The sequence below is a fragment of the Luteimonas marina genome (genome assembly GCF_007859325.1).
Taxonomy (GTDB): Bacteria; Pseudomonadota; Gammaproteobacteria; order Xanthomonadales; family Xanthomonadaceae; genus Luteimonas; species Luteimonas marina.
The window spans coordinates 246,485-271,674 of record NZ_VOHK01000004.1 but is presented as its reverse complement, the minus strand read 5'-3'; the positions used below and the strand labels follow the sequence as shown (position 1 = coordinate 271,674).

Annotated in this window: 23 protein-coding genes and 1 riboswitch; of the genes, 19 read left to right on the top strand and 4 right to left on the bottom strand. The window is 70.4% G+C overall.

Annotation, left to right across the window (positions count from 1 at the left end):
* The first annotated feature begins 34 nt into the window (after positions 1–34).
* The 7 genes from FQY83_RS10530 (at position 35) to thiL (ending at position 6,166) form a co-directional block, all read left to right on the top strand.
* Positions 35–775, top strand: coding sequence for a class I SAM-dependent methyltransferase (locus FQY83_RS10530; protein ID WP_158636482.1), 741 nt, complete (start codon positions 35–37; stop codon positions 773–775).
* Complete coding sequence (locus FQY83_RS10525; protein WP_146387762.1) at positions 772–1,803, top strand: Gfo/Idh/MocA family protein; 1,032 nt, start codon at positions 772–774, stop codon at positions 1,801–1,803. The genes FQY83_RS10530 and FQY83_RS10525 overlap by 4 nt, the downstream gene beginning before the upstream one ends.
* Positions 1,804–2,111: 308 nt before the next feature.
* Positions 2,112–2,276: riboswitch (FMN riboswitch) on the top strand.
* Positions 2,277–2,341: 65 nt separating this feature from the next.
* Positions 2,342–2,953 (top strand): riboflavin synthase, encoded by a 612-nt coding sequence (locus FQY83_RS10520; RefSeq protein ID WP_146387760.1) that lies wholly within the window; start codon positions 2,342–2,344, stop codon positions 2,951–2,953.
* Positions 2,950–4,053: a 3,4-dihydroxy-2-butanone-4-phosphate synthase gene (gene ribB / locus FQY83_RS10515; RefSeq protein ID WP_146387758.1), complete on the top strand. Its 1,104-nt coding sequence runs from the start codon at positions 2,950–2,952 to the stop codon at positions 4,051–4,053. The genes FQY83_RS10520 and ribB overlap by 4 nt, the downstream gene beginning before the upstream one ends.
* Before the next feature lie 118 nt (positions 4,054–4,171).
* Positions 4,172–4,639 (top strand): 6,7-dimethyl-8-ribityllumazine synthase, encoded by a 468-nt coding sequence (gene ribH, locus FQY83_RS10510; protein WP_146387756.1) that lies wholly within the window; start codon positions 4,172–4,174, stop codon positions 4,637–4,639.
* Complete coding sequence (gene nusB, locus FQY83_RS10505; protein WP_146387754.1) at positions 4,636–5,100, top strand: transcription antitermination factor NusB; 465 nt, start codon at positions 4,636–4,638, stop codon at positions 5,098–5,100. The genes ribH and nusB overlap by 4 nt, the downstream gene beginning before the upstream one ends.
* A 121-nt stretch (positions 5,101–5,221) precedes the next feature.
* The gene (gene thiL / locus FQY83_RS10500) at positions 5,222–6,166 is read left to right on the top strand and encodes a thiamine-phosphate kinase (RefSeq protein ID WP_146387752.1); all 945 of its coding nucleotides are present in this window, start codon (positions 5,222–5,224) and stop codon (positions 6,164–6,166) included.
* A 113-nt stretch (positions 6,167–6,279) separates the two neighbouring features.
* On the opposite strand, the gene FQY83_RS10495 is transcribed toward thiL, so the two are convergent.
* The 3 genes from FQY83_RS10495 to FQY83_RS10485 form a co-directional block, all read right to left on the bottom strand.
* Positions 6,280–7,467 carry a MalY/PatB family protein gene (locus FQY83_RS10495; RefSeq protein ID WP_238333463.1) on the bottom strand — a complete coding sequence of 396 codons (1,188 nt, stop codon included), beginning with the start codon at positions 7,465–7,467 and terminating at the stop codon, positions 6,280–6,282.
* 315 nt (positions 7,468–7,782) lie between these two features.
* Entirely contained in the window at positions 7,783–9,192 is a 1,410-nt protein-coding gene (locus FQY83_RS10490) for a sigma-54-dependent transcriptional regulator (protein WP_146387750.1), read from the bottom strand.
* Between the two features lie 137 nt (positions 9,193–9,329).
* Entirely contained in the window at positions 9,330–10,916 is a 1,587-nt protein-coding gene (locus FQY83_RS10485) for a sensor histidine kinase (protein ID WP_146387748.1), read from the bottom strand.
* A gap of 318 nt (positions 10,917–11,234) precedes the next feature.
* Between FQY83_RS10485 and sucC the strand changes: the two genes are divergently transcribed.
* The 7 genes from sucC to FQY83_RS10450 all read left to right on the top strand — a co-directional run bounded on the left by sucC (position 11,235) and on the right by FQY83_RS10450 (position 17,326).
* Positions 11,235–12,404, top strand: a complete 1,170-nt coding sequence (gene sucC / locus FQY83_RS10480) for an ADP-forming succinate--CoA ligase subunit beta (RefSeq protein WP_146387746.1) — start codon at positions 11,235–11,237, stop codon at positions 12,402–12,404.
* A 107-nt stretch (positions 12,405–12,511) separates the two neighbouring features.
* Positions 12,512–13,387 (top strand): succinate--CoA ligase subunit alpha, encoded by an 876-nt coding sequence (gene sucD, locus FQY83_RS10475; protein WP_146387744.1) that lies wholly within the window; start codon positions 12,512–12,514, stop codon positions 13,385–13,387.
* Between the two features lie 280 nt (positions 13,388–13,667).
* Positions 13,668–14,033 carry an endonuclease domain-containing protein gene (locus FQY83_RS10470; RefSeq protein WP_146387742.1) on the top strand — a complete coding sequence of 122 codons (366 nt, stop codon included), beginning with the start codon at positions 13,668–13,670 and terminating at the stop codon, positions 14,031–14,033.
* Between the two features lie 65 nt (positions 14,034–14,098).
* Positions 14,099–14,365, top strand: a complete 267-nt coding sequence (locus tag FQY83_RS10465) for a type II toxin-antitoxin system CcdA family antitoxin (protein ID WP_146387740.1) — start codon at positions 14,099–14,101, stop codon at positions 14,363–14,365.
* Positions 14,362–14,676 (top strand): CcdB family protein, encoded by a 315-nt coding sequence (locus FQY83_RS10460; protein ID WP_146387738.1) that lies wholly within the window; start codon positions 14,362–14,364, stop codon positions 14,674–14,676. The genes FQY83_RS10465 and FQY83_RS10460 overlap by 4 nt, the downstream gene beginning before the upstream one ends.
* Before the next feature lies 1 nt (position 14,677).
* The gene (locus FQY83_RS10455) at positions 14,678–16,315 is read left to right on the top strand and encodes an NAD+ synthase (RefSeq protein WP_146387736.1); all 1,638 of its coding nucleotides are present in this window, start codon (positions 14,678–14,680) and stop codon (positions 16,313–16,315) included.
* A gap of 102 nt (positions 16,316–16,417) precedes the next feature.
* Complete coding sequence (locus FQY83_RS10450; RefSeq protein WP_146387735.1) at positions 16,418–17,326, top strand: vitamin K epoxide reductase family protein; 909 nt, start codon at positions 16,418–16,420, stop codon at positions 17,324–17,326.
* A gap of 137 nt (positions 17,327–17,463) precedes the next feature.
* Here FQY83_RS10450 and FQY83_RS10445 read toward each other — a convergent pair whose 3' ends face one another.
* Positions 17,464–18,327: an outer membrane protein assembly factor BamD gene (locus tag FQY83_RS10445; RefSeq protein ID WP_146387733.1), complete on the bottom strand. Its 864-nt coding sequence runs from the start codon at positions 18,325–18,327 to the stop codon at positions 17,464–17,466.
* Between the two features lie 87 nt (positions 18,328–18,414).
* Here FQY83_RS10445 and rluD point away from each other — a divergent pair, with 87 nt between their 5' ends.
* The 5 genes from rluD to FQY83_RS10420 all read left to right on the top strand — a co-directional run bounded on the left by rluD (position 18,415) and on the right by FQY83_RS10420 (position 25,131).
* Positions 18,415–19,416: a 23S rRNA pseudouridine(1911/1915/1917) synthase RluD gene (rluD, locus tag FQY83_RS10440; protein WP_146387731.1), complete on the top strand. Its 1,002-nt coding sequence runs from the start codon at positions 18,415–18,417 to the stop codon at positions 19,414–19,416.
* Positions 19,413–20,171, top strand: a complete 759-nt coding sequence (gene pgeF, locus FQY83_RS10435; RefSeq protein ID WP_146387729.1) for a peptidoglycan editing factor PgeF — start codon at positions 19,413–19,415, stop codon at positions 20,169–20,171. The genes rluD and pgeF overlap by 4 nt, the downstream gene beginning before the upstream one ends.
* A 196-nt stretch (positions 20,172–20,367) precedes the next feature.
* The gene (locus tag FQY83_RS10430) at positions 20,368–20,853 is read left to right on the top strand and encodes a DUF3574 domain-containing protein (RefSeq protein ID WP_146387727.1); all 486 of its coding nucleotides are present in this window, start codon (positions 20,368–20,370) and stop codon (positions 20,851–20,853) included.
* Positions 20,854–21,125: 272 nt separating this feature from the next.
* Positions 21,126–23,429 carry a TonB-dependent receptor gene (locus tag FQY83_RS10425; protein WP_146387725.1) on the top strand — a complete coding sequence of 768 codons (2,304 nt, stop codon included), beginning with the start codon at positions 21,126–21,128 and terminating at the stop codon, positions 23,427–23,429.
* 103 nt (positions 23,430–23,532) lie between these two features.
* The gene (locus tag FQY83_RS10420; RefSeq protein ID WP_146387723.1) at positions 23,533–25,131 is read left to right on the top strand and encodes a hypothetical protein; all 1,599 of its coding nucleotides are present in this window, start codon (positions 23,533–23,535) and stop codon (positions 25,129–25,131) included.
* Positions 25,132–25,190 lie beyond the last annotated feature (59 nt).

Here is a 25,190-nt window from a genome sequence, read left to right as displayed (position 1 = left end):
TGCCATCGGGTAAGGTGGCGCGATGGGGCAGGCGATGTTCAAGGACCACTTCTCGGCGGTTGCGGGCGCGTACGCCGACGCGCGCCCGGAATATCCCGCGGCGCTGTTCGACTGGATCGCATCCGTCCTCCCCACACGCGGACTGGCCTGGGAAGCCGGCTGCGGCAGCGGCCAGGCCACGCGCGGACTGGCGCCGCGTTTCGCGCAGGTCCACGCCACCGATCCCAGCGCCGAACAGATCGCGCGCGCCCGCGCGCCCGCGAACGTGATCTTCGCCGTCGAACCGGCCGAGCAGTGCAGCCTGCCCGACGCCTGCGCCGATGCGGCCTGCGTCGCGCAGGCGCTGCACTGGTTCGACCGCGACCGCTACTTCGCCGAATGCGCGCGGGTGCTGCGCCCGGGCGGCGTGCTGCTGGCGTGGGGCTACCAGGACATCGAAGTGCCGGACGAACTGGGCGATGCGGTCGGTGCGTTCGCCGCCGACATCCGCCCGTACTGGCCGCCGGAACGCGCGCAGGTCGACGCGGCCTACGCCGGCTACGCATGGCCGTTCCCCGCCATCGATGCGCCGCGCTGGACCCTGCGCGCCGACTGGCCGCTGCCGCGCCTGCTGGGCTACTTCTCCAGCTATTCGGCGACGCGGCGCTTCCGCGAGGCGACCGGCATCGATCCCGTCGCGCAGCACGCGGACGCGATCGCGCGCGCGTGGGGCGATCCCGCGGCCACGCGCCACCTGCAGTGGCCGATGTTCGTGCACGCGCGGAGGAAGCCATGAGCCTGCGCTGGGGCATCGTCGGCTGCGGCGACGTCACCGAGGTCAAGAGCGGCCCCGCGCTGCAGCAGGCGCGCGGTTCGTCGCTGGCGGCGGTGATGCGTCGCGACGGCCGCAAGGCCCAGGACTATGCGCGGCGCCACGGCGTGCCGCGCTGGTACGACGATGCCGATGCGCTGATCCACGATCCCGGGGTCGATGCGGTCTACGTGGCGACGCCGCCGTCGACCCATGCGCAGTACGCGATCGCCGCGATGCGCGCCGGCAAGCCGGTCTATGTCGAGAAGCCGATGGCGCTCGACGCCGGCGAGTGCGAGGCGATGCTCGAGGCCAGCCGCGCGACCGGGATGCCGCTGTTCGTGGCCTACTACCGGCGCGCGCTGCCGCGCTTCCTGAAGGTGCGCGAGCTGCTGGCCGCGGGCGCCATCGGCACGCCGCGGCGGGTGCGCGTGGTCCTGCACCGGCCGCTCGACCCGCGCTATACCGATGGCGCCGCGCTGCCGTGGCGCGTGCGTCCGGAGGTCGCCGGCGGCGGACTGTTCGTCGACCTCGGCAGCCACGCGCTGGACCTGCTGGATTTCCTGTTCGGGCCGATCGTGGACGTGTCGGGCCGTGCGGCGTCGGTGTCCGGCGCCTATCCGGCCGAGGACACGGTGGCGATGGCGTTCGCGTTCGATGGCGGCGTGCGCGGCGAGGGCGACTGGTGCTTCTGCAGCGATGCGCGCCGCGACGAGGTCGAGATCAGCGGCGACCGCGGCCTGCTGCGCTTCGCTACCTTCGACGAGGTGCCGGTCGAACTCGAGGGCGCGGATGGCACGCAGCGTTTCGACATCGCCAATCCGCAGCACATCCAGCTGCCGCTGGTGGAGACCCTCGTCGCCGAGTTGCGCGGCGAGGGGCGGTGTCCGTCGACCGGGATGTCGGGGGCGCGCACCACGCGGATCATCGACGCGGTGCTGGAGGGCTACCGGCGGCGGGACCCGCCTGCCGGCGGCCAATGGCTGTCGAGGTCCCGGCAACCGGAAGACTGAGCCTGTCGTTCCGAGCCCTTCGGCCATGCCCCGGGGCAGGTTCCGCGAAGGATCTGCTACTGCCTGAACTTGTATTGCCTGAACTCGCCAGCCCTGAACTTGTCATCCCGAGCGCAGCGAGGGATCTTGCCTTTCGACGTCGGACAGTAGATCCCTCGCTGCGCTCGGGATGACAAGTTCAGGGATGACATTCGCGTTCGGGATGGCGTTGGCGATGGACCTTGCAGGGCCATTGGGCGGACGCGGCCTGCCCCGGGCCGCTGCGGTAGAATGCGCGCGCCGGCCGCGGCCGGCACCACACACCATGCAGATGTCTTCAGGGCGGGGCGGAATTCCCCACCGGCGGTAGGTGGATCGTCGCAAGGCGCATCCACGAGCCCGCGAGCGCCTGCGGCGGCCTGCCCGTCGCAGGGTCAGCAGATCCGGTGAGATGCCGGAGCCGACGGTCACAGTCCGGATGGAAGAAGACGACCATGCGCGGCCGCGCCGCGCGTGCATCGCGCCCTGCGGGCGTTTGCCGCCATGCGGGAAACGGACCATGTTCACGGGATTGATCGAGGGAGTCGGCGCGCTGGCGTCGCGCGAGGCGCGCGATGACGATGCGCGCGTGCGCATCGCGTTCGGCACGCTGCCGGCCGGCGACGTCGCGCTCGGCGAAAGCATCGCCGTCAACGGCGTGTGCCTGACGGTGGTGGCGTTCGACGCCACGCATTTCGAGGCCGATGTCTCGGCCGAGACGCTGTCGCTGACCACGCTGGGCACGCTGCCCATTGACCGCGCGCTCAACCTCGAACGCGCGCTGCGGCTCGGCGACCGGCTCGGCGGGCACCTGGTCAGCGGTCACGTCGACGGCGTCGGCGCGGTGACCGGCATCGAGGACGATACCGGTGCCCAGCGCTGGACGTTCTTCGCCCCGGAGCAGTTGCTGAAATACATCGCGCTGAAGGGCTCGATCTGCGTCGACGGCGTCAGCCTGACGGTCAACGCGGTGTCGCCGCACGGCTTCGAGGTGGCGCTGGTGCCGCATACGCTGGCGCACACCGGGTTCTCGCAGGCCGCGCGCGGCGACGTGGTGAACATCGAGGTGGACCTGCTGGCGCGCCACGTCGAGCGGCTGCTGTCGGCGCGCGAAGTGGAGGCCCGGGCATGAGTTTCGCGCCGGTTCCCGAACTGCTGGAGGAGATCCGCAACGGCCGCATGGTCGTGATCGTCGACGACGAGGACCGCGAGAACGAGGGCGACCTGATCATGGCCGCCGAATGCGTGCGTCCCTCGGACATCAACTTCATGGTCACCCACGCGCGCGGACTGGTGTGCCTGTCGCTGACCCGCGAACGCTGCCGCCAGCTCGGACTGCCGCCGATGGTGCAGTCCAACACCTCGCGCCACCGCACCAACTTCACCGTCAGCATCGAGGCGGCGGAGGGCGTGACCACCGGCATCTCCGCGCACGACCGCGCGCATACCATCCGCACCGCGGTGCGCCCGGACGCGACCGCGTCCGACCTGTCGCAGCCCGGCCACATCTTCCCGCTGATGGCCGATCCGGGCGGCGTGCTCGCGCGCAGCGGCCACACCGAGGCCGCCGCCGACCTCGCGCGGCTCGCCGGGCTGGAAGCGGCCGGCGTGTTGGTCGAGATCCTCAATCCCGACGGCAGCATGGCGCGCCGTCCGCAGTTGGAGGTGTTCGCACGCGAGCACGGGCTGAAGATCGGTTCGATCGAGGACCTGATCCGCCACCGGCTGGCGACCGAGCACACCGTCGAACGCGTCGACGAGCGCGACATCGAGACGCCGCACGGTGCCTTCCGCCTGGTCATCTATCGCGACCGCCTGGACTGCGCGCTGCATTTCGCCCTGGTCCGCGGCACGCCCGACGCCACGCGACCCGCGCTGGTGCGGGTGCAGTCGCTCAATCCGCTGGCCGATGCGCTGCACTGGCGGCGCGGCGACTTCGGGCCCGCCACCTTCGACGTGCTGGCGCGGCTGGCGGCGGAAGGCGAGGGCGCGCTGGTGCTGCTCGACGAACCGCACGATCCGGACGCGCTGCTCGCGCGCATCCGCGACCCGCAGGCCGTGGCGCCGCGGGTCGCCAAGGGCGGCACGGTCGGCGAATGGCGGCGCAACGGCGCCGGCGCGCAGATCCTGCATGAGCTCGGCTACGGCCGGCTGCGCGCGCTGGGCACGCCGCGCAGGCAGGTCGGGCTGGCCGGCTTCGGGTTGGAAATCGTGGAGTACGTGACGCCGTAGCGTTTCGCGGGCTTGCCCCCACCCCGGCCCCTCTCCGCGGACGGGGGGAAGGCGTCGGAAAACGCCGCTTCCGCCCCACGCGGTAGAATTCCAGCCCCCACCCCGGAAACTTCCCGGCATGAGCCACCACGAAGGCGACCTGCGCGCCCCCGAGGGCGTGCGCTTCGCGATCATCGCCAGCCGCTGGAACCCGCGCATCACCGACGCGCTGGTGGCCGGCGCGCGCCAGGCCTTCGCCGACCACGGCGTGGCCGAGGCGGCGGTCGACGTGGTGCGCGTGCCCGGCGCCTGGGAAATCCCGCTGGCGGCGCGGCGGCTGGCCGAGCGCGGCGCGCACGGCGCCATCGTCGCGCTGGGCTGCGTGGTGCGCGGCGACACCCGCCATTTCGAGCAGGTGGCCGACGGCTGCAGCGAGGGCCTGATGCGGGTGTCGCTGGACTTCGGCGTGCCGGTGGCCAACGGCGTGCTCGCGGTCGATGTCCACGAGGACGCCGAACGCCGCGCCGGCGGCAGCCACGGCAACAAGGGCGAGGAGTGCGCGCTGGTGGCGATCGAGATGGTGGACCTGCTGGAGAAGCTGTCGTGAGCCGCGGGCCGCAGCGCCGCGACGGCATCGACCCGGTCGCGCGCACGCGCTCGCGCCGGCGCGCGCTGCAGGCGGTGTACGCCATGCAGCTGTCCGGCGTGGACGCGAAGAACGCCATCGCCCAGTTCGCGCACGAGCAGGCGCACGAAGTCGCCGACCTCGAGTACTTCGAGGATCTCGTGCGCGGCGTCGGCAGCCACCGCAAGGCGCTCGATGCCTCGCTCGAACCCTTCCTCGACCGCAGCATCGACGAGGTCGACCCGATCGAGCGCGCGATGCTGCGCATCGCCGCCTACGAACTGCAGCACCGGCTGGACGTGCCCTACCGCGTGGTGATCGACGAGGCGCTGAAGACGGTCAAGCGCTTCGGCTCCGAGCACGGGCACACCTACGTCAACGGCGTGCTCGACCACGCCGCGGCGCAGTGGCGCGCGGCGGAAGTGCAGGCGCAGCGGACCTAGGGTCCTTCAAAAGGTGTCATTCCGAGCATAGCGAGGAATCTGCTTCTGCGCTGTTCGCCTTGGTTGGGAGCAGATTCTTCGCTCCGCTCGGAATGACAACCATCATTTTGGTGGGGAATGCATGGAATTCGACCTGATCGCCCGCATCCGCGACCGCGCGGCGACGCGCGATGACGTGGTGCTGGGCATCGGCGACGATGCCGCGCTGCTGCAGGTGCCGGCGGATCGCCAGCTCGTCGTCGCGATGGACACGCTCAACGCCGGCGTGCACTTCCCGCCCGACACGGCCGCCGCCGACATCGGCTGGAAGGCGCTGGCGGTGAACCTGTCCGACCTCGCCGCGATGGGCGCGCAGCCGGCGTGGTGCACGCTGTCGCTGTCGTTGCCGCAGGCGGACGCGGCGTGGCTCGACGGCTTCCTCGACGGCTTCCTGGAGCTCGCGGCGAAGCACGGCGTCGCGCTGGTCGGCGGCGACACCACGCGCGGGCCGCTATCGGTTTGCGTGACCGCACACGGTTTCGTCGAACCGGGCAGGGCGCTGCGTCGCGACGGCGCGTGCGAGGGCGACGACATCTGGGTGACCGGCACGCTCGGTGATGCCGCCGCAGCGCTGGCGGCGATGCGCGCCGGCGCCGTGTCCGATCGCGCGCTGCGTGCGCGGCTCGACCGCCCGACGCCGCGGGTCGAGGCCGGGCGCGCGCTGGCGGGCATCGCCAGCGCCTGCATCGACGTGTCCGACGGCCTGCTGGCCGACCTCGGCCACGTCTGCGCGGCCAGCGGCACCGGTGCCCGGGTCGACGTCGAGGCGCTGCCGGCGTCGCCGGCGCTGGCGCGCTTCCGGCCGGAGCAGCGCTGGCCGTGGCAGGCGACCGGCGGCGACGACTACGAGCTTTGCTTCACCGCGCCTGCCGGGCGGCGCGATGACGTGGTACAGGCGCTGGCCGATGCCGACGGGGGCGTCGCCGCGGCGCGGATCGGGTTGATCGAGCCAGGAGAGGGCGTTTGCGCGATCCGGCCGGAGGGCAGCGTCTGGCGGCCGGCTTCGGCGGGGTTCCGGCATTTTTGAAGTGTTTTTGTCGGGAGCGGGAAGCTTGCTCGCGCTTGCTCCCTCCCCGCCTGTGGGGGAGGGCTGGGGTGGGGGCCAGCCGAAGCCTTGGCGTGACCCCACCGTCACCGCCCTCACCCAGGCCGCCCGCCCGCCAATCCCTCGACTGCATCCCCCATCCGCGCCAGCGCCTCCCGCAGCACGGGCCGCGGCATCGCGAAATTCAGGCGCACGAAGCCGGTACCGGCCTCGCCGCATTCGCGGCCGTCGGTGAGCGCGACCCGCGCATGCCTGCGGAAGAACGCGGCAGGCGCAGCGTCACCGGGCAGGGGCAGACCGCGGCCGTCGATCCAGGCGAGGTAGGTGCCCTGCGGCTCGACGAACTCGGCCTGCGGCCAGTGTGCGGCCATCCACTCCGCCAGCAGCGCGCGGTTGCGCTGCAGGTAGCGCAACACGTGCTCCAGCCACGGGCCGCCGTCGCGATACGCCGCGATCGAGGCGATCATTCCCAGGCCCGCCACGCCGTGCCCGGCGAACAGCGCCATGCGCCGCCAGCGCGCGAGGTCGTCGTCGTTGCCCAGCACCAGCTGCGCACACTTGAGCCCGGCGAGGTTCCAGCCCTTCGACGCCGACACCGCGGTGACCACATGCCGGGCCGCCGCGTCGGACACGCTCGCGTAGGGCACGTGGCGATGCCCGGCGTAGACCAGCGGCGCGTGGATCTCGTCGGAGAAAACGCGCGCACCGCGGCGCTCGACCACCTCGGACAGCGCGCGCAGTTCGTCCTGCCCGAACACGCGCCCCAGCGGGTTCTGCGGATTGCACAGCAGCACCAGTCCGGCGCCGCCGGCGAGGGCGTCGTCGATCGCGTCCAGGTCCATGTGCCAGGCGCCGTCGGACAGCCGGTGCGGCACTTCGATCACGCGGTGCCCGTGCAGTTCCAGCAGCGGCTTGAACGGCATGTAGGCCGGCGTCGGCAGCACCACCGGCGTCTTCGCCGGCGCGAAGTGCTGCAGCACGATCTCCAGCGCGCCGAGCACGTCGCCGACGGCGTGGATGCGGGCGGGATCGACCCGCCAGCCGTGGCGCTGCGCCTGCCACTGCGCGCAGGCCTGCGACAGCGCGGCCGAAAGCGCCGGCGTCGGGTATCCGGTGCGTCCGCCGGCGACCGCCTCCTGCAGCGCGGCGGCGACGGGCGGCGCGATGCCGAAATCCATCTCGGCGACGAAGGCGCCGATGCAGTCGGGAAACGCGGTCCACTTCAGCCCGCCCGCGGCGCGCAGCGAGGCTTCGTCGAGCAGGTCGTAGTCGGGCAGGGTCACGGTGCGATTCTAGGTGGCGGCATCGCGCCTTGCATCGGCCGCAGTGTCCTCCTGCGGATGGGACTTGCGATTCAATGAACTTGCTGCCGCAAGCCCGGATCCCGACGCTGTCTGCAGAAGGCCGGTACCTCCAGGCGTCCTGGCCGGAAGGCCGGGGAACTGTCCGGGGTAGCGAGCTCATGCTGCCGATCTTCCAGGACAGGATTCGGGCGCGACTGTCGCTTGGAAGAATGGTCCCGAGGCCGGTCGCGGCTGAAGCCGTTCCCGCAGTCGCAAGAGAGTGGATGTTGCGGGCGCGCCACCGGGCGCGATGCATCAGTCGATCCCGAGCTTCTTGAGCTTGTAGCGCAGCGCGCGGAAGGTGATGCCCAGGGCGGCCGCGGTCTTGGTCTTGTTGTAGCGGTTTTCCTGCAGGGCCTGCTGGATGGCGGTGCGCTCGATCTCCTCGATGTACGAGGGCAGGGCGCTGCTGGCGGTGTCGAAGGGGCTGCTCGTGCGCGGGTCGGCGCCGGCGGGCGCGGCGGACCCGATCGGCGTGACGTTGGACGGGACGCCCACCGGCACATGCGGCGTGCCGTGCGCGGCCGGGAGCTGCAGGTCGTCGGCGTGGATGCTGTTGCCTTCGGCCAGCGCGAGCGCGCGCTCGAGGATGTTCTCCAGCTCGCGCACGTTGCCGGGGAAGGCGTAGTCCTCGAGCGCGGCGACGGCGTCGCTGGCGAGCACGGGCGGCTGGAGCTTCATCGCGCGCGAGAGGCGGTCGAGGATCGCGGCCGAGAGCAGCGGCAGGTCGCCGGCGCGCTCGCGCAGCGAGGGCACGTGCAGGCCGATGACGTTGATGCGGTAGAACAGGTCGTGGCGGAACTTGCCTTCGGCGACCAGCCTGGACAGGTCCTTGTGCGTGGCCGAGAGGATGCGCACGTCCACCTGCACCTCGTTGGAGGCGCCGACCGCGCGCACGCTCTTTTCCTGGATGGCGCGCAGCAGCTTGACCTGCATTGGCAGCGGCAGTTCGGCCACTTCGTCGAGGAACAGGGTGCCGCCGTCGGCGGCCTGGAACAGGCCGGGCTTGTCGCTGTTGGCGCCGGTGAAGCTGCCCTTCTTGTGGCCGAAGAACTCGCTTTCCATGAGTTCGGACGGGATCGCACCGCAGTTGACCGGCACGAACGGGCCGCCCGCGCGCGAGCCCTGGGCGTGGATGGTGCGCGCGACCAGTTCCTTGCCGGTGCCGGACTCGCCGCTGATGTGCACCGGCGCCTGGCTGCGCGCGACCTTGCCGATGGTCTGGCGCAGCGACACCATCGCCGGCGAGGTGCCGATCAGGCGGCCGGCCTCGTCGGGCTGGGCGAGGCGCTTGGTGTTGAGGTCGAGCGCCTGGCGCACGAGGCCGCGCAGGACGTTGATGTCGACCGGCTTGCTGACGAAGTCGAAGGCGCCGGCCTTGAGCGCCTCCACCGCGGCTTCGACGTTGCCGTAGGCGGTGATGACCGCGACCGGGGTGGTGGGGAAGCGGGTGGAGATCTCGCTGACCAGCTCCAGGCCGGAGCCGTCGGGCAGGCGCATGTCGGTCAGGCACAGGTCGTAGGACACGGTGCCGAGCATCTGCCGGGCGGCGTGGAGGTTGGGCGCGGTGTCGGTGCGCAGGCCCATGCGTCCGAGGGTCAGCACCAGGAGTTCGCGGATGTCGTGTTCGTCATCGACGATCAGGGCGCTGCGGTTTTCGTTCATTGGGGACGGGGGGAAGGGCGCAAGGTGACCAATATTGACAGTTTTTGACGCGGCTGACGAGGGGAGGGGGCGGGGTGCCCGGTCGGGGGGCAATGGGGGTCACACAATCCGGGCGGCGCCGCCCTGCGACGATGGCGTCATGCGGGGAGCAGGGCGTGCTGCGGGGCGAGCGCGATGCGGAAGCAGGCACCGCCGCCGGGCACGGAGACGTAGTCGAGCCGGGCCTCGTTGGCGCGGCACAGCTCGTGGGCGATGTAGAGCCCGAGACCGGTGCCGTTCTCGGACGTGGTGAAGAAGGGCCGGAACAGCTGCGAGGCGACGGCATCGGGGATGCCCGGCCCGCGGTCGAGCACGCTGACGACCGGGGCGTCGCCTTCTTCCTCCAGGTGGATGGCGATGCGTGGCTTCTCGCCGGGCACGTGGCCGTAGCGCACGGCGTTGTTGACCAGCGCGGTGAGGATCTGCTGCAGGTGGCGAGGGTCGAACATGGCCGGCAGCTGGCTCAGCTCGGTGGTCACGCGCAGCTGCGCGTTGTCCTCGGGCACGATCATCCGGTAGTCCTCGATGAAGTGCCGGGCGATCGACACCAGGTCCAGGTGCTCGGGCTTGGCGCGCTCGCGGCGGGCGAGGCCGAGCACGCTTTCGACGATGCCGTTGGTGCGCAGGCACTGCTGGTGGATGATCTGCAGCAGGCGGCGGTCGCTGGTGGTGAGGTCGTGCGATTCCTCGAGCAGCTGCGTGGCGTAGCTGATCGCGGCGAGCGGGTTGCGGATCTCGTGGGCGAGGCTCGCGGAGAAGCGGCCCATCGCCGCCAGGGTCAGCGATTCGGCGCGGCGCGAGAGCATCGAGGTGTCGTCGAGGAAGACCAGGGTGGAGTCGCTGGTGGCGAGCAGGCGCGCGAACCGCGGCAGGACTTCCGCCTGCTCCTGGCCGTACACCAGCGGCGTTTCGTTCTGCTGGCCGTCCTGCAGCCATTGCGCCAGGCGCATCGCCAGCTCCGGCGCGGCCTGTGCGAGCGTCTGTCCGTGCATACCCTGGTCGTACAGATCGTCGTCGTCGTCGCCGCGCAGGAGCAGCTGCGCGGCTTCGTTGGCCATGCGCACGCGGCCGCCGCCGTCGACCAGCATCACGCCGGTGCGCATGCGGCGGATCACCAGTTCGTTGATCTCGGCGAGGTTCGCGGCTTCGGCGCCGCGCCGGTCGGCCAGGCGCTGGGTGGCGCGCATCTGCACGCCGAGGTGGTGCATGAGCGCGGTGACGGCGAAGTAGCCGACCGAGAACATCAGCACTTCGGCGAGCGGGCGGAAGGCGTGGGCCTGTTCGATGCGGTCCCAGGCGTACTCGGCCACCAGCGCGATCGTGGCCGCGCCGGCGAATGCCATGCCCCAGCGCAGCGGCAGGAACAATGCGGCCGCGGCGAGGTTGAACACCAGCATCAGCGCGATGCCGGGACCGGCGCCGGGCATGGCGTGCGTGGCCAGCAGGACCACGAGGATGTCGATCGAGAGGCCGGCGACGACGTGCGGCGTGAATCCGCCGTGCAGGCGCCGGGCGTGCGCGAGCAGGCCGGTCGAGGCGAGCAGGTAGACGATCGCAACGGCCTGCGCCATCCGCGGCAGGTGCATCTGCCCGATCAGCGCCCCGGCAGGACTGAAGACGACCAGCGCCAGCAGCGCCGATTCGAGCACCCGATAAAGCGCGAACAGGTACAGCTCGCGACGCATCGACTGGCTGCTGGCGGGGTGGTCTGCGTCGGGTGAGGCCAAAGGAGGTGCGGCGCCGGGGGATTGGGGCGGAGTATAGGCACGGTTGCGGGCGCGGCGGCGGCTGGTCCCCGCCCCGGCCCTCCCCGCAGGCGAGGGAGGGAGCAGAAGGCCGCTGCTTTGGGCTCCCTCCTTCGCCTGCGGGGAGGGCCGGGGCGGGGGCAACGCCCCTCGATTTTGCCCGCAGCCGGCGCATCGGCGAGAATATGCGGCCGCGTCACGCCTGCGGGTCTCCGGGCCCGGGCCGCGCGCCGCGATCCTCCCCAGCACGGACCCCACATGAACTTCCACGAATACCAGGCGAAGCAGTTGTTTGCCGACTACGGCATTGCGGTGCCGGCCGGGCGCGTCGCGCGCTCGCCGGAAGAAGCGGTCGACGCCGCGAAGGCCATCCCGGGCAACCTCTGGGTGGTCAAGGCCCAGATCCACGCCGGCGGCCGCGGCAAGGCCGGCGGCGTCAAGCTGGCCAAGACGCTCGACGAGGTGCGCGAATACGCCAAGGCCATGCTCGGCACGCGGATGGAGACCTACCAGTCCGCCGGCGTCGCGCTGCCGATCGACAGCGTGCTGATCTCCGAGGGCACCGACATCGCCCAGGAGCTGTACCTGTCGGTGCTGGTCGACCGCGGCACCCAGTCGGTGACCTTCATCGCCTCCAGCGAGGGCGGCGTCGAGATCGAGAAGACCGCCGAGGAGAACCCGGACGCGATCCAGACCCTCAACGTCAACTTCGTCCAGGGCCTGCAGCCCTACCAGTGCCGCGACATGGGCTTCGCGCTGGGCCTCAATTCCAAGCAGGTCAATCAGCTGACCAGGATCATGCTGGGCCTGTACAGGCTGTTCAACGAGAAGGACCTGGCGCTGGTCGAGCTCAACCCGCTTGCGATCCTCAAGGACGGCAGCCTGGCGGTGCTCGACGGCAAGGTGAACTCCGACGACAACGCCTCGTTCCGCCACCCGGACCTGGTTGCGATGCGCGACATCCGCCAGGAGGACGAGACGGAAGTGAAGGCCAGCCAGCACGACCTCAACTACGTGACCATGGACGGCAACATCGGCTGCATGGTCAACGGCGCGGGCCTGGCGATGGCGACGATGGACGTGATCAAGCTCAACGGCGGCGAGCCGGCGAACTTCCTCGACGTCGGCGGCGGCGCCACCAAGGAGCGCGTGACCGAGGCGTTCAAGCTGATCCTGTCCAGCGACCGGGTGAAGGCGATCTTCGTCAACATCTTCGGCGGCATCGTGCGCAACGACGTGATCGCCGAGGGCATCATCGCGGCGGTGAAGGACGTCGGCGTCAAGGTGCCGGTGGTGGTGCGCCTGGAAGGCACCAACGTCGAGGAAGGCAAGAAGCTGCTGAAGGAAAGCGGCCTGGCCATCATCGCCGCCGACGACATCAACGACGGCGCGAAGAAGGCCGTCGAGGCCGTGAAGCAGGCGGCCTGATCCCACATCACCTGTAGGAGCGGCTTCAGCCGCGACCCGGGGACGAGCGGGCGTGTCGGATGGCGGTCGCGCCTGGAGGCGCTCCTACGAACAGCGAAGGATTCTCAATGAGCGTTTTGGTCAACAAGAACACCAAGGTGATCGTGCAGGGCTTCACCGGCCAGCAGGGCACCTTCCACGCCGAGCAGATGCTCGACTACGGCACCAAGGTCGTCGGCGGCGTCACCCCGGGCAAGGGCGGCAGCGAGCACCTCGGCCTGCCGGTCTTCAACACGGTGCGCGACGCGGTCGCCGAGACCGGCGCCGACGCCTCCGTCATCTACGTGCCGCCGCCGTTCGCGGCCGATGCGATCCTCGAGGCGGCCGACGCCGGCATCAAGGTGATCGTCGCGATCACCGAGGGCATCCCGGTGCTCGACATGCTGCGCGTCAAGAACACGCTCAAGGGCTATCCGGACGTGGTGCTGATCGGACCGAACTGCCCCGGCGTGATCACGCCCGGCGAGTGCAAGATCGGCATCATGCCGGGCCACATCCACAAGCCGGGCAAGGTGGGCATCGTCTCGCGCTCGGGCACGCTGACCTATGAAGCGGTGAAGCAGACCACCGACGCCGGCCTCGGCCAGTCGACCTGCATCGGCATCGGCGGCGACCCGATCAACGGCACCAACTTCATCGACGCGCTGCGCCTGTTCCAGGACGATCCGCAGACCGAGGGCATCATCCTGGTCGGCGAGATCGGCGGCAGCGCGGAAGAGGAAGCGGCCGAGTTCATCAGCGAGTACGTGACCAAGCCGGTGGTGGGCTTCATCGCCGGCGCCTCGGCGCCCAAGGGCAAGCGCATGGGCCACGCCGGCGCGATCGCCTCGGGCGGCGCGGGGACGGCGGAAGGCAAGTTCGCGGCGCTGGAGAAGGCGGGGGTGACGACGGTGAAGTCGCCGGGCGACCTGGGTGCGGCGATCGCGAAGCGGTTGAACGGCTGATTTGCTGTCAGCTTCGATGTCGTGGGAGGCCGCCTTCGGGCGGCCTTCTGCGTTCTGGCGTGCGCGGCTTCGGTGGCCCCCACCCCGGCCCTCCCCCGCAAGCGGGGGAGGGAGCAAGAGCGGCGCCTGCTTTTGGCTCCCTCCCCCGCTTGCGGGGGAGGGCCGGGGTGGGGGCAACGCGCCAAGGCACTTTCCGAAGCCCCGCAAGACATTCCCCGATACCCGCCCGCATCGCGAACCGGCACCCTGTCCCCGACATTCCCCCGACCGGAGCGCAAGGATGCGCCAGGGCCAGAAACGCGACCGCGCCCGCGAGCTGCGCCGCGACATGACCGACGCCGAACGCAGGCTCTGGCGCTGCCTGCGCCTGCGGCAACTCGACGGCTTCAGGTTCCGGCGGCAGGTTCTCGTCGGCCCCTACATCGCCGATTTCGCCTGTCTGGAAGCGGAACTGCTGGTCGAGGTGGACGGCGGGCAGCACGACGGTGCGGAGGGCGATCCGGTGCGCGATGCCTTCCTGCGCCGGCACGGCTTCCGCATCCTGCGCTTCTGGAACAACGAGGTCCTCGCGGATCTTGAAGGGGTCTGCGAGGTGATCCAGCATCGGCTTGCGGAGGGGCCTCCACCCCGCCACAAGGCCCCCTGACGCACCAGGTTTGACATGCGCGAAATCGATGCGCATCATTAATGCGCATCATCTGGAGGCATGCCATGCGCATCCGGGAAGACTACGCCGGCTACGGCAAGCGTGCGACCAACGTCAGCATCAACCAGGGCCTGCTCGAGGACGCCAGGGCGCTGGACATCAACCTGTCGGCCACGCTTGAGCGTGCGCTGGAGGCGGAAGTCCGGGCGCGCAAGCGCGAGAAGTGGCTGGAGCAAAACCGCGAGGCGATCGCCGCGTACAACGAGCGCATCGCGCGCGACGGCGTTGCGGGCGATCATGTGCGCGCGTTCAAGGCATCGCTCAAGGCATGAGCCAGTTCTCCGTCTATTCGAATGCAGATACGGCGTCGCGGCGTTTCATACCTTGCTGGTTGAACGTCCAGAGCGATTTGATCGACACTGCCGAATCCCGCGTGGTCGTCCCCTTGATCGCACCCGAGCGCGCGGGACCGTCTGTCGATAGCCTGATGCCAACCCTGACCGTCGCCGGAAAGCAGATGGTGATGGACACGGCACAGATCACCAACGTGCCGATGCAGATGCTTGGCAGGCGGGTGGCGGACCTGTCCGCCGATCGCCTGGCCATCATCGGCGCGCTGGACTTCCTGACGCACGGAATCTGACATGACCGACACCCTCCGCATCGCCATGGCCCAGTTCGACTTCCCGGTCGGCGCGGTCCGCCAGAACGCCGACCGCATCGCCGCGATGATTGCGCAGGCGCGCGACGAGTACGAAGCCGACATCGTGCTGTTCCCGGAGCTGGCGATCAGCGGCTATCCGCCGGAAGACCTGCTGATGCGGCCGTCGTTCCTCGCCGACTGCGAGGCGGCGCTGCGCGAGGTGGCGCAGGCGGCGACCGGCATCGTCGCGGTGGTGGGCTGGCCGGAGTCGGCGGGCAGCATCCTCTACAACTCGGCCAGCGTGCTGCGCGAAGGCAAGGTCGAGGCGACCTACCGCAAGCGCGAGCTGCCCAACTACAACGTGTTCGACGAGCGCCGCTATTTCCACGTCGATCCGGACGGCGGCTCCTGCGTGTTCGAGGTCAAGGGCGTGCCGGTGGGGCTGCTGGTCTGCGAGGACCTGTGGTTCGCCGAGCCGCTGGCCGACACCGTGGCGCAGGGCGCGCAGCTGGTGCTGGTGCCCAATGCCTCGCCGTTCGAGCGCGGCAAGCACGCGCAGCGCGATGCGATGCTGGCCGAGCGCACGAAGGAAAGCGGTGCGGCGCTGGCCTACCTCAACGTGGTCGGCGGACAGGACGCGCTGGTGTTCGACGGCTCGTCGGTTGTGGCGGACGCCGACGGCACGGTGCATCCGGCCGCCGCGGCGTTCACCGACCAGTGGCTGGTGGTGGACTACGACGTGGCCTCGCGCAAGTTCGCGCCGGTGCTGTGGATGGACGACGGCGACGAGAGCATGGACGCGCTGGCGTGGCGCGCGGTCGTGCGTGGCATCCGCGACTACTGCGGCAAGAACGGTTTCTCGAACGTCTGGCTGGGGCTGTCGGGCGGCATCGATTCGTCGATCGTGCTGGCGCTGGCGGTGGATGCGCTGGGTGCGGGCAACGTCACCGCGGTGCGGATGCCGTCGCGCTACACGGCAAGCCTGTCGAACGATCTCGCGCAGGAGCAGTGCGACGCGCTGGGCGTGAAGCTGGTGGCCCTGCCGATCGAGAAGCCGTTCCAGGGCTTCCTCGACGCGCTGGCGGAGGCCTTCGACGGCCGCGAACCCGACACCACCGAGGAAAACCTGCAGTCGCGCACGCGCGGCGCGCTGCTGATGGCGCTGTCGAACAAGTTCGGCGGGCTGCTGCTGACCACGGGCAACAAGAGCGAGTACGCGGTCGGCTACGCGACGATCTACGGCGACATGTGCGGGGGATACGCGCCGATCAAGGACCTGTACAAGACCGAGGTGTTCGGTCTGGCGAAGTGGCGCAACACCGTCGGCGGCGCGCCGGTGATCCCGCCGGCGGTGATCGCGCGGCCGCCTTCGGCGGAATTGCGCGAGAACCAGCTCGACCAGGATTCGCTGCCGCCGTACGACGTGCTCGACGGGATCCTGCGGCGCTACGTGGACCTGGAGCAGTCGCGCGACGAGATCGTCTCGGCCGGCTTCGACGCGGCCACGGTCGACCGGGTGCTGCGGCTGGTGCGCATCAGCGAATGGAAGCGCCACCAGGCGGCGCCGGGGCCGAAGGTGTCGCGACGCGCGTTCGGGCGTGAGCGGCGCTATCCGATCAGCAACCGCTACCAGGCGTAGCCGGGCCGGGGCAGGGGCGGCAGCACATGCCGCCCGAACCGTCGCCTGGATCGCAGCGGCATAATGCGGATCCGAACCGCATCCACGGCAAACGACGACCGCATGGCCAGGAAATCGAGGAACAGGCGACACAAACCCGCGCACGCGGGGCAGGGCGACACGGCGCAAAGGCCGGCAGCCGGCGTTGCGAAGGCAGCCGCATCGAAGCCGGATCTCGCGCTGCGCCTCCTCACCGTGGTCGGCCTGCTGCTCACCGCCTACCTCACCTGGGTCGCGTGGAACAGCGGCAGCGCGGCGTTCTGCACGGAAGGCTCCGGCTGCGACGTGGTGCAGGGCAGTCGCTGGTCGCGCTTCCTCGGCCTGCCGATCGCGGCGTGGGGGTTCTTGCTGTACGCCGCGCTGGCCTGGACGGCCTGGCGTCCGGCGCCGCGGCTTGTCCGCTGGCGGCGCCTGTGGCGGCTCTCGTTCCTGGGGCTGGCGATCAGCGCCTACCTCACCATCGCCGGGCTGGTCGCGCTGCAGGCGGCGTGCGTCTGGTGCCTGATGTCGCTGGCGGTGATGACGGCGATCTTCCTGCTCGTGCATGCGACGCGGCCCGACGCTGCCCCCGGTGGCCGCTGGCCGACATGGCTGCTGGGCAACGGGCTGCTGGCGCTGGGTCTGCTGGTCGCGCTGCAGATGTCGGCGATGGGCCTGCTGGAGCGGCGCGAGGATCCGCGGCTGCGCGCGCTGGCGGTGCACCTGGAGCAGTCGGGCGTGAAGTTCTACGGCGCGTCGTGGTGCGCGAACTGCACCGAGCAGAAGCGGCTGTTCGGCGCGGCCTCCAGGCGCCTGCCGTACGTGGAATGTTCGCCGAACGGGCGCAACGGTGGCCTGGCCTTCGAGTGCATCAGCGCGGGCATCGGCGGCTATCCGACCTGGATCATCGGCGGGCAGCCGCATGTCGAGGTCATGGCGCCGGAGCGGCTGGCGCGGATGACGGGATTCGACTGGGAGGCGGCGGTCGAATAGATCGCTCCGGATCGGCTTCGGGGGACGTGGGTGGCCGGGCTTCGGTGGCCCCCACGGGACCCCACCGGAAAGCCGGGACCCAAACGCAAACGCCGCCCGAAGGCGGCGTCTTGCGGGACTGCGCCGGACCGGCGCGCTCAGTCGTCGTTGTCGATCGCCGACTTCTCGCCCGCGAACGGATTGAGCTTGCGGATGTTCCAGGGGTAGTTGGGCCAGTCGCCCGCCAGATACGGGTGGCCCGGTTCGTTCTGCTGCAGCACGCGCCTGGCGTCCGCGGCCAGCGTCTCGTTGCCCAGTTCGGTGTAGGCGCCGGCGAGCACGGCGACCGCGTCGTTCTGGAACTCGCTCTGCGGGTAGGTCTCGAGCAGGTAGGTGGCGCGGTCCGCGGCGGCGACCCAGGCGTCGCGGCGCATGTAGTACAGCGCCACCTCGATCTCGTGGCGCGCGAACATGTTGCGCAGCGCGACCATGCGCTGGCGCGCGTCGGCGGCGTAGCGGCTGTTCGGATAGCGGTCGACGAGGGTATTGAAGTCGGCGAATGCCTGGTTGGGCGTGGCCAGGTCGCGCCGGCTGGCGTCGAGCTTCCACACGCGCTGCAGGAATACCGTGTCGCGGTTGGAGTTCACCAGCCCGCGCAGGTAGTACATGTAGGGCGTGTTCCTGTGCGTGGGATAGGTGCGCAGGAAGCGGTCGATCGTCGAGATCGCCTCCTCGTTGTTGCCCATCTTGTACTGGGCGAATGCGGATTCCATCAGCGCCTGTTCGGTGTAGGGGCCGTATGGGTACTGCGCGAGCAGGCGGCGGTAGGTGACGGCCGCGCCGCTCCAGTTGCCGCTGTGCATCTGCGACAGGCCCTTGTCGTACAGTTCCTCGACGGGCACGCCCTCGTTTTCGTCCTTGTCCTTGAAAACGCCCTTGATCCGCGCGCAGCCGGGGGTCGCCAGGACGATCACGAGCAGCAGCAGGACGGCGCGGTGGAACGGAGACAATCGGGCGGTCATGGGCACCGGGGGCAGGCAAGGCACGAAGCGCGGATAATACCAGCCCGTCCCGGCCGCCCGGGCGCGCCGCCTGAACAACAGCCGTCCATGTCCCTGCCCAGCCCCGACGACGCCATCGAACGCGAAGCCCGCGTGCCCGAATCCGCAGCCGGACGCCGTTTCGACGCGGTGCTGGCCGAGCTGTTCCCCGATTTCTCGAGGTCGCGGCTGGCCGGGTGGATCCGTAGCGGCGAGGTGCTGCTCGACGGCCGCCAGGTCCGCCCGCGCGACCCGGTCCGCGGCGGCGAGCAGGTGCGCCTGGCCGCGCGCCTGGAAGTGGAGACCGACGCGATCGCGCAGGACATCCCGCTGCAGGTGTTGCACGAGGACGCGGACGTGCTGGTGATCGACAAGCCCGCGGGGCTGGTGGTGCACCCCGGCGCGGGCAATGCCGACGGCACCCTGGTCAATGCGTTGCTGCATCGCGATCCCGCGCTGGCGGCGCTGCCGCGCGCGGGCATCGTGCACCGGCTGGACAAGGACACCTCGGGCGTCATGGTGGTCGCGCGCACGCTGCAGGCGCAGACCGCGCTGGTCGAGCAACTGTCCGCGCGCGAGGTGCATCGGCAGTACCTGGCGGTGGTGGTCGGCGCGCTGGTCTCGGGCGGGACCGCGGACGCGCCGATCGACCGCCATCCGCGCGACCGGGTGAAGATGACGGTGCGCGAGGACGGTCGCGACGCGGTGACGCACTACCGGCTGCACGAGCGCTTCCGCGCGCATACCGCGCTCGAATGCCGGCTGGAAACCGGGCGCACGCACCAGATCCGCGTGCACATGGCGCACCTGAAGCATCCGATCCTCGGCGATCCGCTGTACGGCGGGCCGCTGAGGTTGCCCAAGGGCGCGTCTGACGAACTGGTCGCGGTGCTGCGTGGCTTCAGGCGGCAGGCGCTGCATGCGCAGACGCTGGAGTTCGCGCATCCGTCGAGCGGCGAAGTGGTTCGCTGCAGCGCGCCGGTGCCCGCGGACATGCTCGCGCTGCTGGCGGCGCTGCGCGAGGACGCGCGTGCGCATGCTGAAGCGGGTGACGGATCGCGTCGCAGATGAATCCGTGCGTCGAGGCCACCGCGCCGTTTCCGGTGAACGTGCGTGCGTTCACCACGCTGCGACGCGGGGCGGGGGCTTCGGCGGCGCCGTTCGATACCTTCAATCTCGGGAATTTCCGCGGGGCGGAGGGGGACGATCCCGCAACCGTCATGCGCAATCGCGCGGAGCTGGTGGAGCGGTTCGCGCTGCCGTCGGTGCCGCGCTGGTTGAGGCAGGTGCATGGGGAGGAGGTGGTTCGGTTCGATGCGGACGGCGGAGGCGAGCCGGAGGCAGATGCCTCCGTGACCTCCACCGCCGGCATCGTCCTCGCCATCCTCACTGCCGACTGCCTGCCGGTCGTCTTCGCCGCAAAGGACGGCAGCGAGATCGCCGCCGCCCACGCCGGCTGGCCCGGCCTGTCCAGGGGCATGCTGGAAGCCGCGCTCGCGGCCATGCGCACGCCGCCGGCCGGCGTGGTCGCCTGGATCGGCCCCTGCGCCGGTCCCGCGCGCTACGAGGTGGGCAGGAACGTGTTCGACGCGTTCGTCTCGCCCGATGCCGGCGCTGCATCCGCCTTCGCGCCCACGCGCGAAGGACACTGGCTTACCGACCTGCCGGCGCTCGCGCGCAGGCGGCTGGTTGCCGCGGGCATGGCCGCGGCGGACGTCCACGGCGGCGACCTGTGCACGATGTCCGATCCCGCGCGCTTCTTCTCGCACCGCCGCGATGGCCGCAGCGGACGCATCGCGACGATCGCCTGGATCGATTCCCTGTAGCGCCTTCAGGCTTTGGTCGTCTGCCCGCGTCCGTCGAACGCCCGGCCGCGGCCGGGGCCGCTCCTGCGCATGCGGACTGGATCGACAAGTTTTCGTCCACGAACCGGGGTGGCGCATCGCGCGCCATGCGAGGTTTCCATCTACATATCGCCAAAGGTTATTTCGCGACATGGCGCCTTCGATCAAGATTTGCCGCATGCCAGCGCATCGTTCTCCATCCGTGCGCGCCGCGCTTGCCGCGACGCTCCTCCTGCTTGCCGGCTGCGCCAGCCCCGGCGCCGAACGCGCGACGGCGCCCACCGCGACGGCCGCGCTGCACGGCGATGCCGCGCGACCGGCGCAGGCATCGGGCTGGGTGCGCAGCGAGCTCTACTTCGGCGTCGGTCGCGATGGCGAGGCGGCCGATCCCGGGCGCATCGACGAGGCGCGCTGGCGCGACTTCCTCGATCGCGAGGTCACGGCCCGCTTCCCCGACGGCCTGACCGTGTTCGATGCCTACGGCCAGTGGCTGTTCCGCGGCAATGCCGAACCCGAGCGCCTGGATTCGAAGGTGCTGGTGATCCTGCACGAGGACACGCCGCAGCGCCGCGCCGACATCGAAACGATCCGGCTGGCGTGGAAGCAGGCCACCGGGCACCAGTCGGTGCTGTGGTCGCGGCAGGCGGTGGAAGTGTCGTTCTGAGGGCCTGTCCAGGGCCTTCGGTACAGGCGGACTCCACCGAGGCCGTCATCCCGGCGAAAGCCGGGATCGAACTTGCGGTTGGTCTTTGTAGCTCGCCATGCAGAACCCGTTCGGCTGCTGCGAAGCGCCGCGCCGGGATGACGTTCGATCCGGAGATCGTGAACTGGTTCCAGGGCGGGACGACGGGTTCAACAGGCGCGACAAGTGCAAACATCGCGTCGCCGGCGCAATAATCCGGCGGCGTCCCCCCAACACAGCCAGGATTCCCCGCCATGACGAAGGCCCCGCCTCGCCCCTCCCGCGCCCTGCGCGTTTCGGCGCTCGCCGCCGCGCTCGCCGCCCTGTCCACCACGGCGCTTGCGCAGGAGGTCGCGCCCGCGGCGGGCGATCCCGCAGTCACGCTCGACCGGCTCGAGGTCACGGCGCAGCGGCGCGTGGAGAACATCCAGGACGTGCCGGTCTCGATCAGCACGCTGTCGGGCGAGAAACTCGATGTGTTCGCCTCCGGCGGCGGCGACGTGCGCTTCCTGTCCGGCCGCGTGCCCAGCCTCAACATCGAATCGTCCTATGGCCGTGCGTTCCCGCGCTTCTACGTCCGCGGGCTGGGCAATACCGACTTCGACCTCAACGCCTCGCAGCCAGTTTCGCTGCTGTACGACGAGGTGGTGCAGGAAAGCCCGCTGCTGAAGGGCTTCCCGGTGTTCGACCTGGAGCGCATCGAGGTGCTGCGCGGGCCGCAGGGCACGCTGTTCGGCCGCAACACGCCCGCGGGCGTGGTCAAGTTCGAGTCGGCGAAGCCGTCGCAGGACGCGAATGGCTATGCGCGCGTCGCGGCCGGCAGCGACGGCATGTGGAACGTCGAAAGCGCCTACGGCGCGCCGCTGACAGACCGCTGGTCCGCGCGCGTGTCGGCGCTGTACCAGCGACGCGAGGATTCGGTCGACAACACCCTGGCCGGTGCACCGAACGACGGTTTCGAGGGCTACGACGAGTCCGCTGCGCGCGTGCAATTCCTGTACGAGGGCGAGGCCTTCGAGGGCCTGTTCAACCTGCACAAGCGCCACCTCAACGGCACCGCGCGGCTGTTCCGCGCGAACATCATCCAGCCGGGCAGCAACGATCCGGTGCCGGGATTCGACCGCGACCGGGTGTCGGTGGACGGCGTCAACTTCTCCGAGTTGGACACCTGGGGCGGCAGCGCGCGCCTGCGCTGGGACCTTGGTGAGCACAACCTGCATTCCATCACCGGCTACGAGACCGCCGAGTCGCTCAACCGCGGCGACATCGACGGCGGTTTCGGCGCGGCGTTCCTCGGCGAGGGCAACTATGGTCCGGGCTTCATCCCGTTCGCCTCGGAATCCGCCGACGGCCTGCCGGACCACCGCCAGGTCACGCAGGAGTTCCGCATCGAGTCCGACTACGGCGGCGCCTTCGAGTGGCAGGCCGGCGTGTTCTGGTTCGACGAGGACATCTCGATCGACAGTTTCAACTACGACTCGCTCGCGCCCGGGAACCCGCAGACCGGCCTCGCCGTGCAGACCCAGCGCAACAAGGCCTGGGCGGTGTTCGCGTCCGGCGACTACGACCTCACCGAGCGCTTCACCCTGCGCGGCGGCCTGCGATATACGAAGGACAAGAAGGACTTCTCGGCCAGCGTGGTCCAGGCGGTGCCGTTCGGCGCGCCGGTCGGCGGACCGTACCGGGTCGAGACCGACGCCAGCGACGTCAGCTGGGACCTGAGCGGCGTGTTTGCGCTGAACGACGACGTGAACCTTTATGCGCGCGTGGCCAAGGGCTTCCGCGCGCCGTCGATCCAGGGCCGCCTCGCGTTCGCCTCGCCGGACGCGCCGAACGGCGGCGTGTCCACGGCCGATTCCGAGGAGGTCGTGTCCTTCGAGGCCGGCATCAAGGCCGACCTGTGGGACCGGCGCGCGCGCATCGGCTTCAACGTGTTCCGCTACGACGTCGACGACCAGCAGATTATCGCGGTCGGCGGCGGCAGCAACATCGCCACCCTGCTCAACGCCGACAAGAGTCGGGGCCAGGGCTTCGAACTGGACCTGGAGGCCTATGTCACCGACAGCCTGCTGGTGACGCTCGGCAGCAGCTACAACGATACGCAGATCAAGGATCGCAACCTCGCGGTGCCGGGCTGCGGCGGCGGCTGCACGGTCACCGATCCGGCCGTGCTTGATCCGGAAACCGGCGATCCGACCGGGCTGTACCTGATCGACGGCAACCCGCTGCCGCAGGCGCCGGAGTGGGTGCACAACCTGACCGCGCGCTGGGGCGTGCCGGTGGGCGACGGCGGCGAGTTCTTCGTGTTCACCGACTGGGCCTACCGCAGCGAGGTCAACTTCTTCCTGTACGAATCGGTCGAGTTCCGCGGCAAATCCTCGCTGGAGGGCGGCCTGCGCGTCGGCTACAACTGGAACGGCGGAGACTACGAGGTGGCGGCGTTTGGACGCAACATCACCGACACGACCCGCATCGTCGGCGGCATCGACTTCAACAACCTGACCGGCTTCCTCAACGAGCCGCGCACGGTGGGCGTCGAGTTCACCGCGCGGTTCTGAGTCGCCGCCCGATCCAGCGCAATGCGTTCCGAGCTTCCCCCCCGTGAAGCGGGGGAGGGGTTTGCGCCGTGGCGAGCACATCTTTACCGAGGAACCCCGAGGCATGACCCAAACCCCGACCCACCGCACGCCGCGCTGGATCGTCCCCGGCGACATCAACGGCTTCTTCGGCCTGGTCGTCGACAACCTGTCGATCCTGGGCTTCATCGCGATGGCGCTGGTCGGCCTCTTCGGGGTCCCGGCCGACATCGTGTTCACGCGCATGTTCCCCGGTACGGCGCTGGGCGTGCTGCTCGGCAACCTCGCCTACACCTGGATGGCGCGCCGGCTCGCCGCGCGCAGCGGCCGCGACGACGTGACCGCGATGCCGCTCGGCCTCGACGCGCCGACCAGCATCGGCATGGCGCTGCTGGTGCTCGGCCCTGCCTTCCTCGCGTTCAAGGCCGACGGCCTCGACGAGCGTGCCGCCGCGATCGCCACCTGGCAGCTCGGCATGGCCTCGCTGGTGGTGATGGGCGTGCTGAAGACGGTGCTGTCCTTCGCCGGCGACTGGATCACGCGCACCCTGCCGCGCGCCGCGCTGCTCGGCTCGATCGGCGGCGCGGCGCTGGCGCTGCTGGGCTTCCTGCCGCTGGTGGAAACGCTGCGCAATCCGGTGGTCGGGCTGGTGACGCTGGGGCTGCTGCTGTACGTGCTGGTCGCGAAGGGGCGCCTGCCGGTGCGCGTGCCCGGCGTGCTGTTCGCGTTCGTGGTTGGCACGACGCTGTACTACGGGCTGGGGCTGGCGGGGCTGGGCACCCCGGGTTTCGCGGTGCCCGATCCGGTGCCGCTGGTGTTCGTGCCGCCGTGGCCGAACCTCGGTTTCCTCGAAGGCCTGCCGCACACGGTGCCGTACCTGCCGCTGCTGCTGCCGTTCGGCCTGCTGATGGTGGTGGGTGGGATCAACGTCAGCGAAAGCGCGCGCGCGGCCGGCGACGACTACCGCACGCGCGACGTGCTGCTGGTGGAGGCGCTGGCGACGCTGGTGGCGGGCGTGTGCGGCGGCGTCGCGCAGACCACGCCCTACATCGGCCAGCCGGCCTACAAGCAGATGGGCGCGCGCAGCGGCTACACGCTGCTGGCCGGCCTGTTCGTCGGCATCGGCGGCGTGCTCGGCCTCGTCGCCGGCCTGGTGCAGTGGCTGCCGCTGGCGGTGCTGGCGCCGATCATCGTCTACGTCGGCATCGGCATCACCGTGCAGGCGTTCCGCAGCACGTCGGAGCATCACGCGCCGGCGGTGGTGCTGGCGTTCCTGCCGTCGCTGGCCTACCTGCTGGTGATCAAGCTCGGCAACCCGGCGTGGATCGCGCCGGAGCATTTCACGGCGCTGTATGCGCAGACCGGCAGTCATGGTCTGCCGGAACTGGCCACGCTCACGACCCTGGGCAACGGCTTCATCATCACCGCGATGCTGTGGGCGACCGCGCTGGTGGCGATGATCGAAGGGCGGCTGCGCGCCGCGGCGCTGGTGCTGCTGCTGGCGGGCGCGCTGACGCTGTTCGGCGTGATCCATTCGGTCGATCCGCGCGGCGGCGTGTACCTGCCGTGGGCGCTGGAGGGATTGCGGCAGGTGATCGCATGGCAGTTCGCGGGGGCGTATGCGGCGCTGGCGGTCGTGCTCGGCGGGCTGTCGCTGCAGGCCGGGCGCAGGACGGGGGACTGACGCAGGCCCGGCCGCGCGATCATGCGCGGCGCAGGCTGCGTCGATTGGTCGGCATTCGC

Coding starts and splice junctions, on each gene's coding strand:
- pgeF (WP_146387729.1), top strand. CDS start 19,413: ATGAATCCGTGCGTCGAGGCCACCGCGCCGTTTCCGGTGAACGTGCGT.
- FQY83_RS10525 (WP_146387762.1), top strand. CDS start 772: ATGAGCCTGCGCTGGGGCATCGTCGGCTGCGGCGACGTCACCGAGGTC.
- FQY83_RS10470 (WP_146387742.1), top strand. CDS start 13,668: ATGCGCCAGGGCCAGAAACGCGACCGCGCCCGCGAGCTGCGCCGCGAC.
- FQY83_RS10520 (WP_146387760.1), top strand. CDS start 2,342: ATGTTCACGGGATTGATCGAGGGAGTCGGCGCGCTGGCGTCGCGCGAG.
- FQY83_RS10465 (WP_146387740.1), top strand. CDS start 14,099: ATGCGCATCCGGGAAGACTACGCCGGCTACGGCAAGCGTGCGACCAAC.
- FQY83_RS10445 (WP_146387733.1), bottom strand. CDS start 18,327: ATGACCGCCCGATTGTCTCCGTTCCACCGCGCCGTCCTGCTGCTGCTC.
- ribB (WP_146387758.1), top strand. CDS start 2,950: ATGAGTTTCGCGCCGGTTCCCGAACTGCTGGAGGAGATCCGCAACGGC.
- FQY83_RS10530 (WP_158636482.1), top strand. CDS start 35: ATGTTCAAGGACCACTTCTCGGCGGTTGCGGGCGCGTACGCCGACGCG.
- FQY83_RS10490 (WP_146387750.1), bottom strand. CDS start 9,192: ATGAACGAAAACCGCAGCGCCCTGATCGTCGATGACGAACACGACATC.
- sucC (WP_146387746.1), top strand. CDS start 11,235: ATGAACTTCCACGAATACCAGGCGAAGCAGTTGTTTGCCGACTACGGC.
- sucD (WP_146387744.1), top strand. CDS start 12,512: ATGAGCGTTTTGGTCAACAAGAACACCAAGGTGATCGTGCAGGGCTTC.
- FQY83_RS10485 (WP_146387748.1), bottom strand. CDS start 10,916: ATGCGTCGCGAGCTGTACCTGTTCGCGCTTTATCGGGTGCTCGAATCG.
- FQY83_RS10430 (WP_146387727.1), top strand. CDS start 20,368: ATGCCAGCGCATCGTTCTCCATCCGTGCGCGCCGCGCTTGCCGCGACG.
- FQY83_RS10460 (WP_146387738.1), top strand. CDS start 14,362: ATGAGCCAGTTCTCCGTCTATTCGAATGCAGATACGGCGTCGCGGCGT.
- thiL (WP_146387752.1), top strand. CDS start 5,222: ATGGAATTCGACCTGATCGCCCGCATCCGCGACCGCGCGGCGACGCGC.
- FQY83_RS10450 (WP_146387735.1), top strand. CDS start 16,418: ATGGCCAGGAAATCGAGGAACAGGCGACACAAACCCGCGCACGCGGGG.
- FQY83_RS10420 (WP_146387723.1), top strand. CDS start 23,533: ATGACCCAAACCCCGACCCACCGCACGCCGCGCTGGATCGTCCCCGGC.
- ribH (WP_146387756.1), top strand. CDS start 4,172: ATGAGCCACCACGAAGGCGACCTGCGCGCCCCCGAGGGCGTGCGCTTC.
- FQY83_RS10425 (WP_146387725.1), top strand. CDS start 21,126: ATGACGAAGGCCCCGCCTCGCCCCTCCCGCGCCCTGCGCGTTTCGGCG.
- FQY83_RS10455 (WP_146387736.1), top strand. CDS start 14,678: ATGACCGACACCCTCCGCATCGCCATGGCCCAGTTCGACTTCCCGGTC.
- rluD (WP_146387731.1), top strand. CDS start 18,415: ATGTCCCTGCCCAGCCCCGACGACGCCATCGAACGCGAAGCCCGCGTG.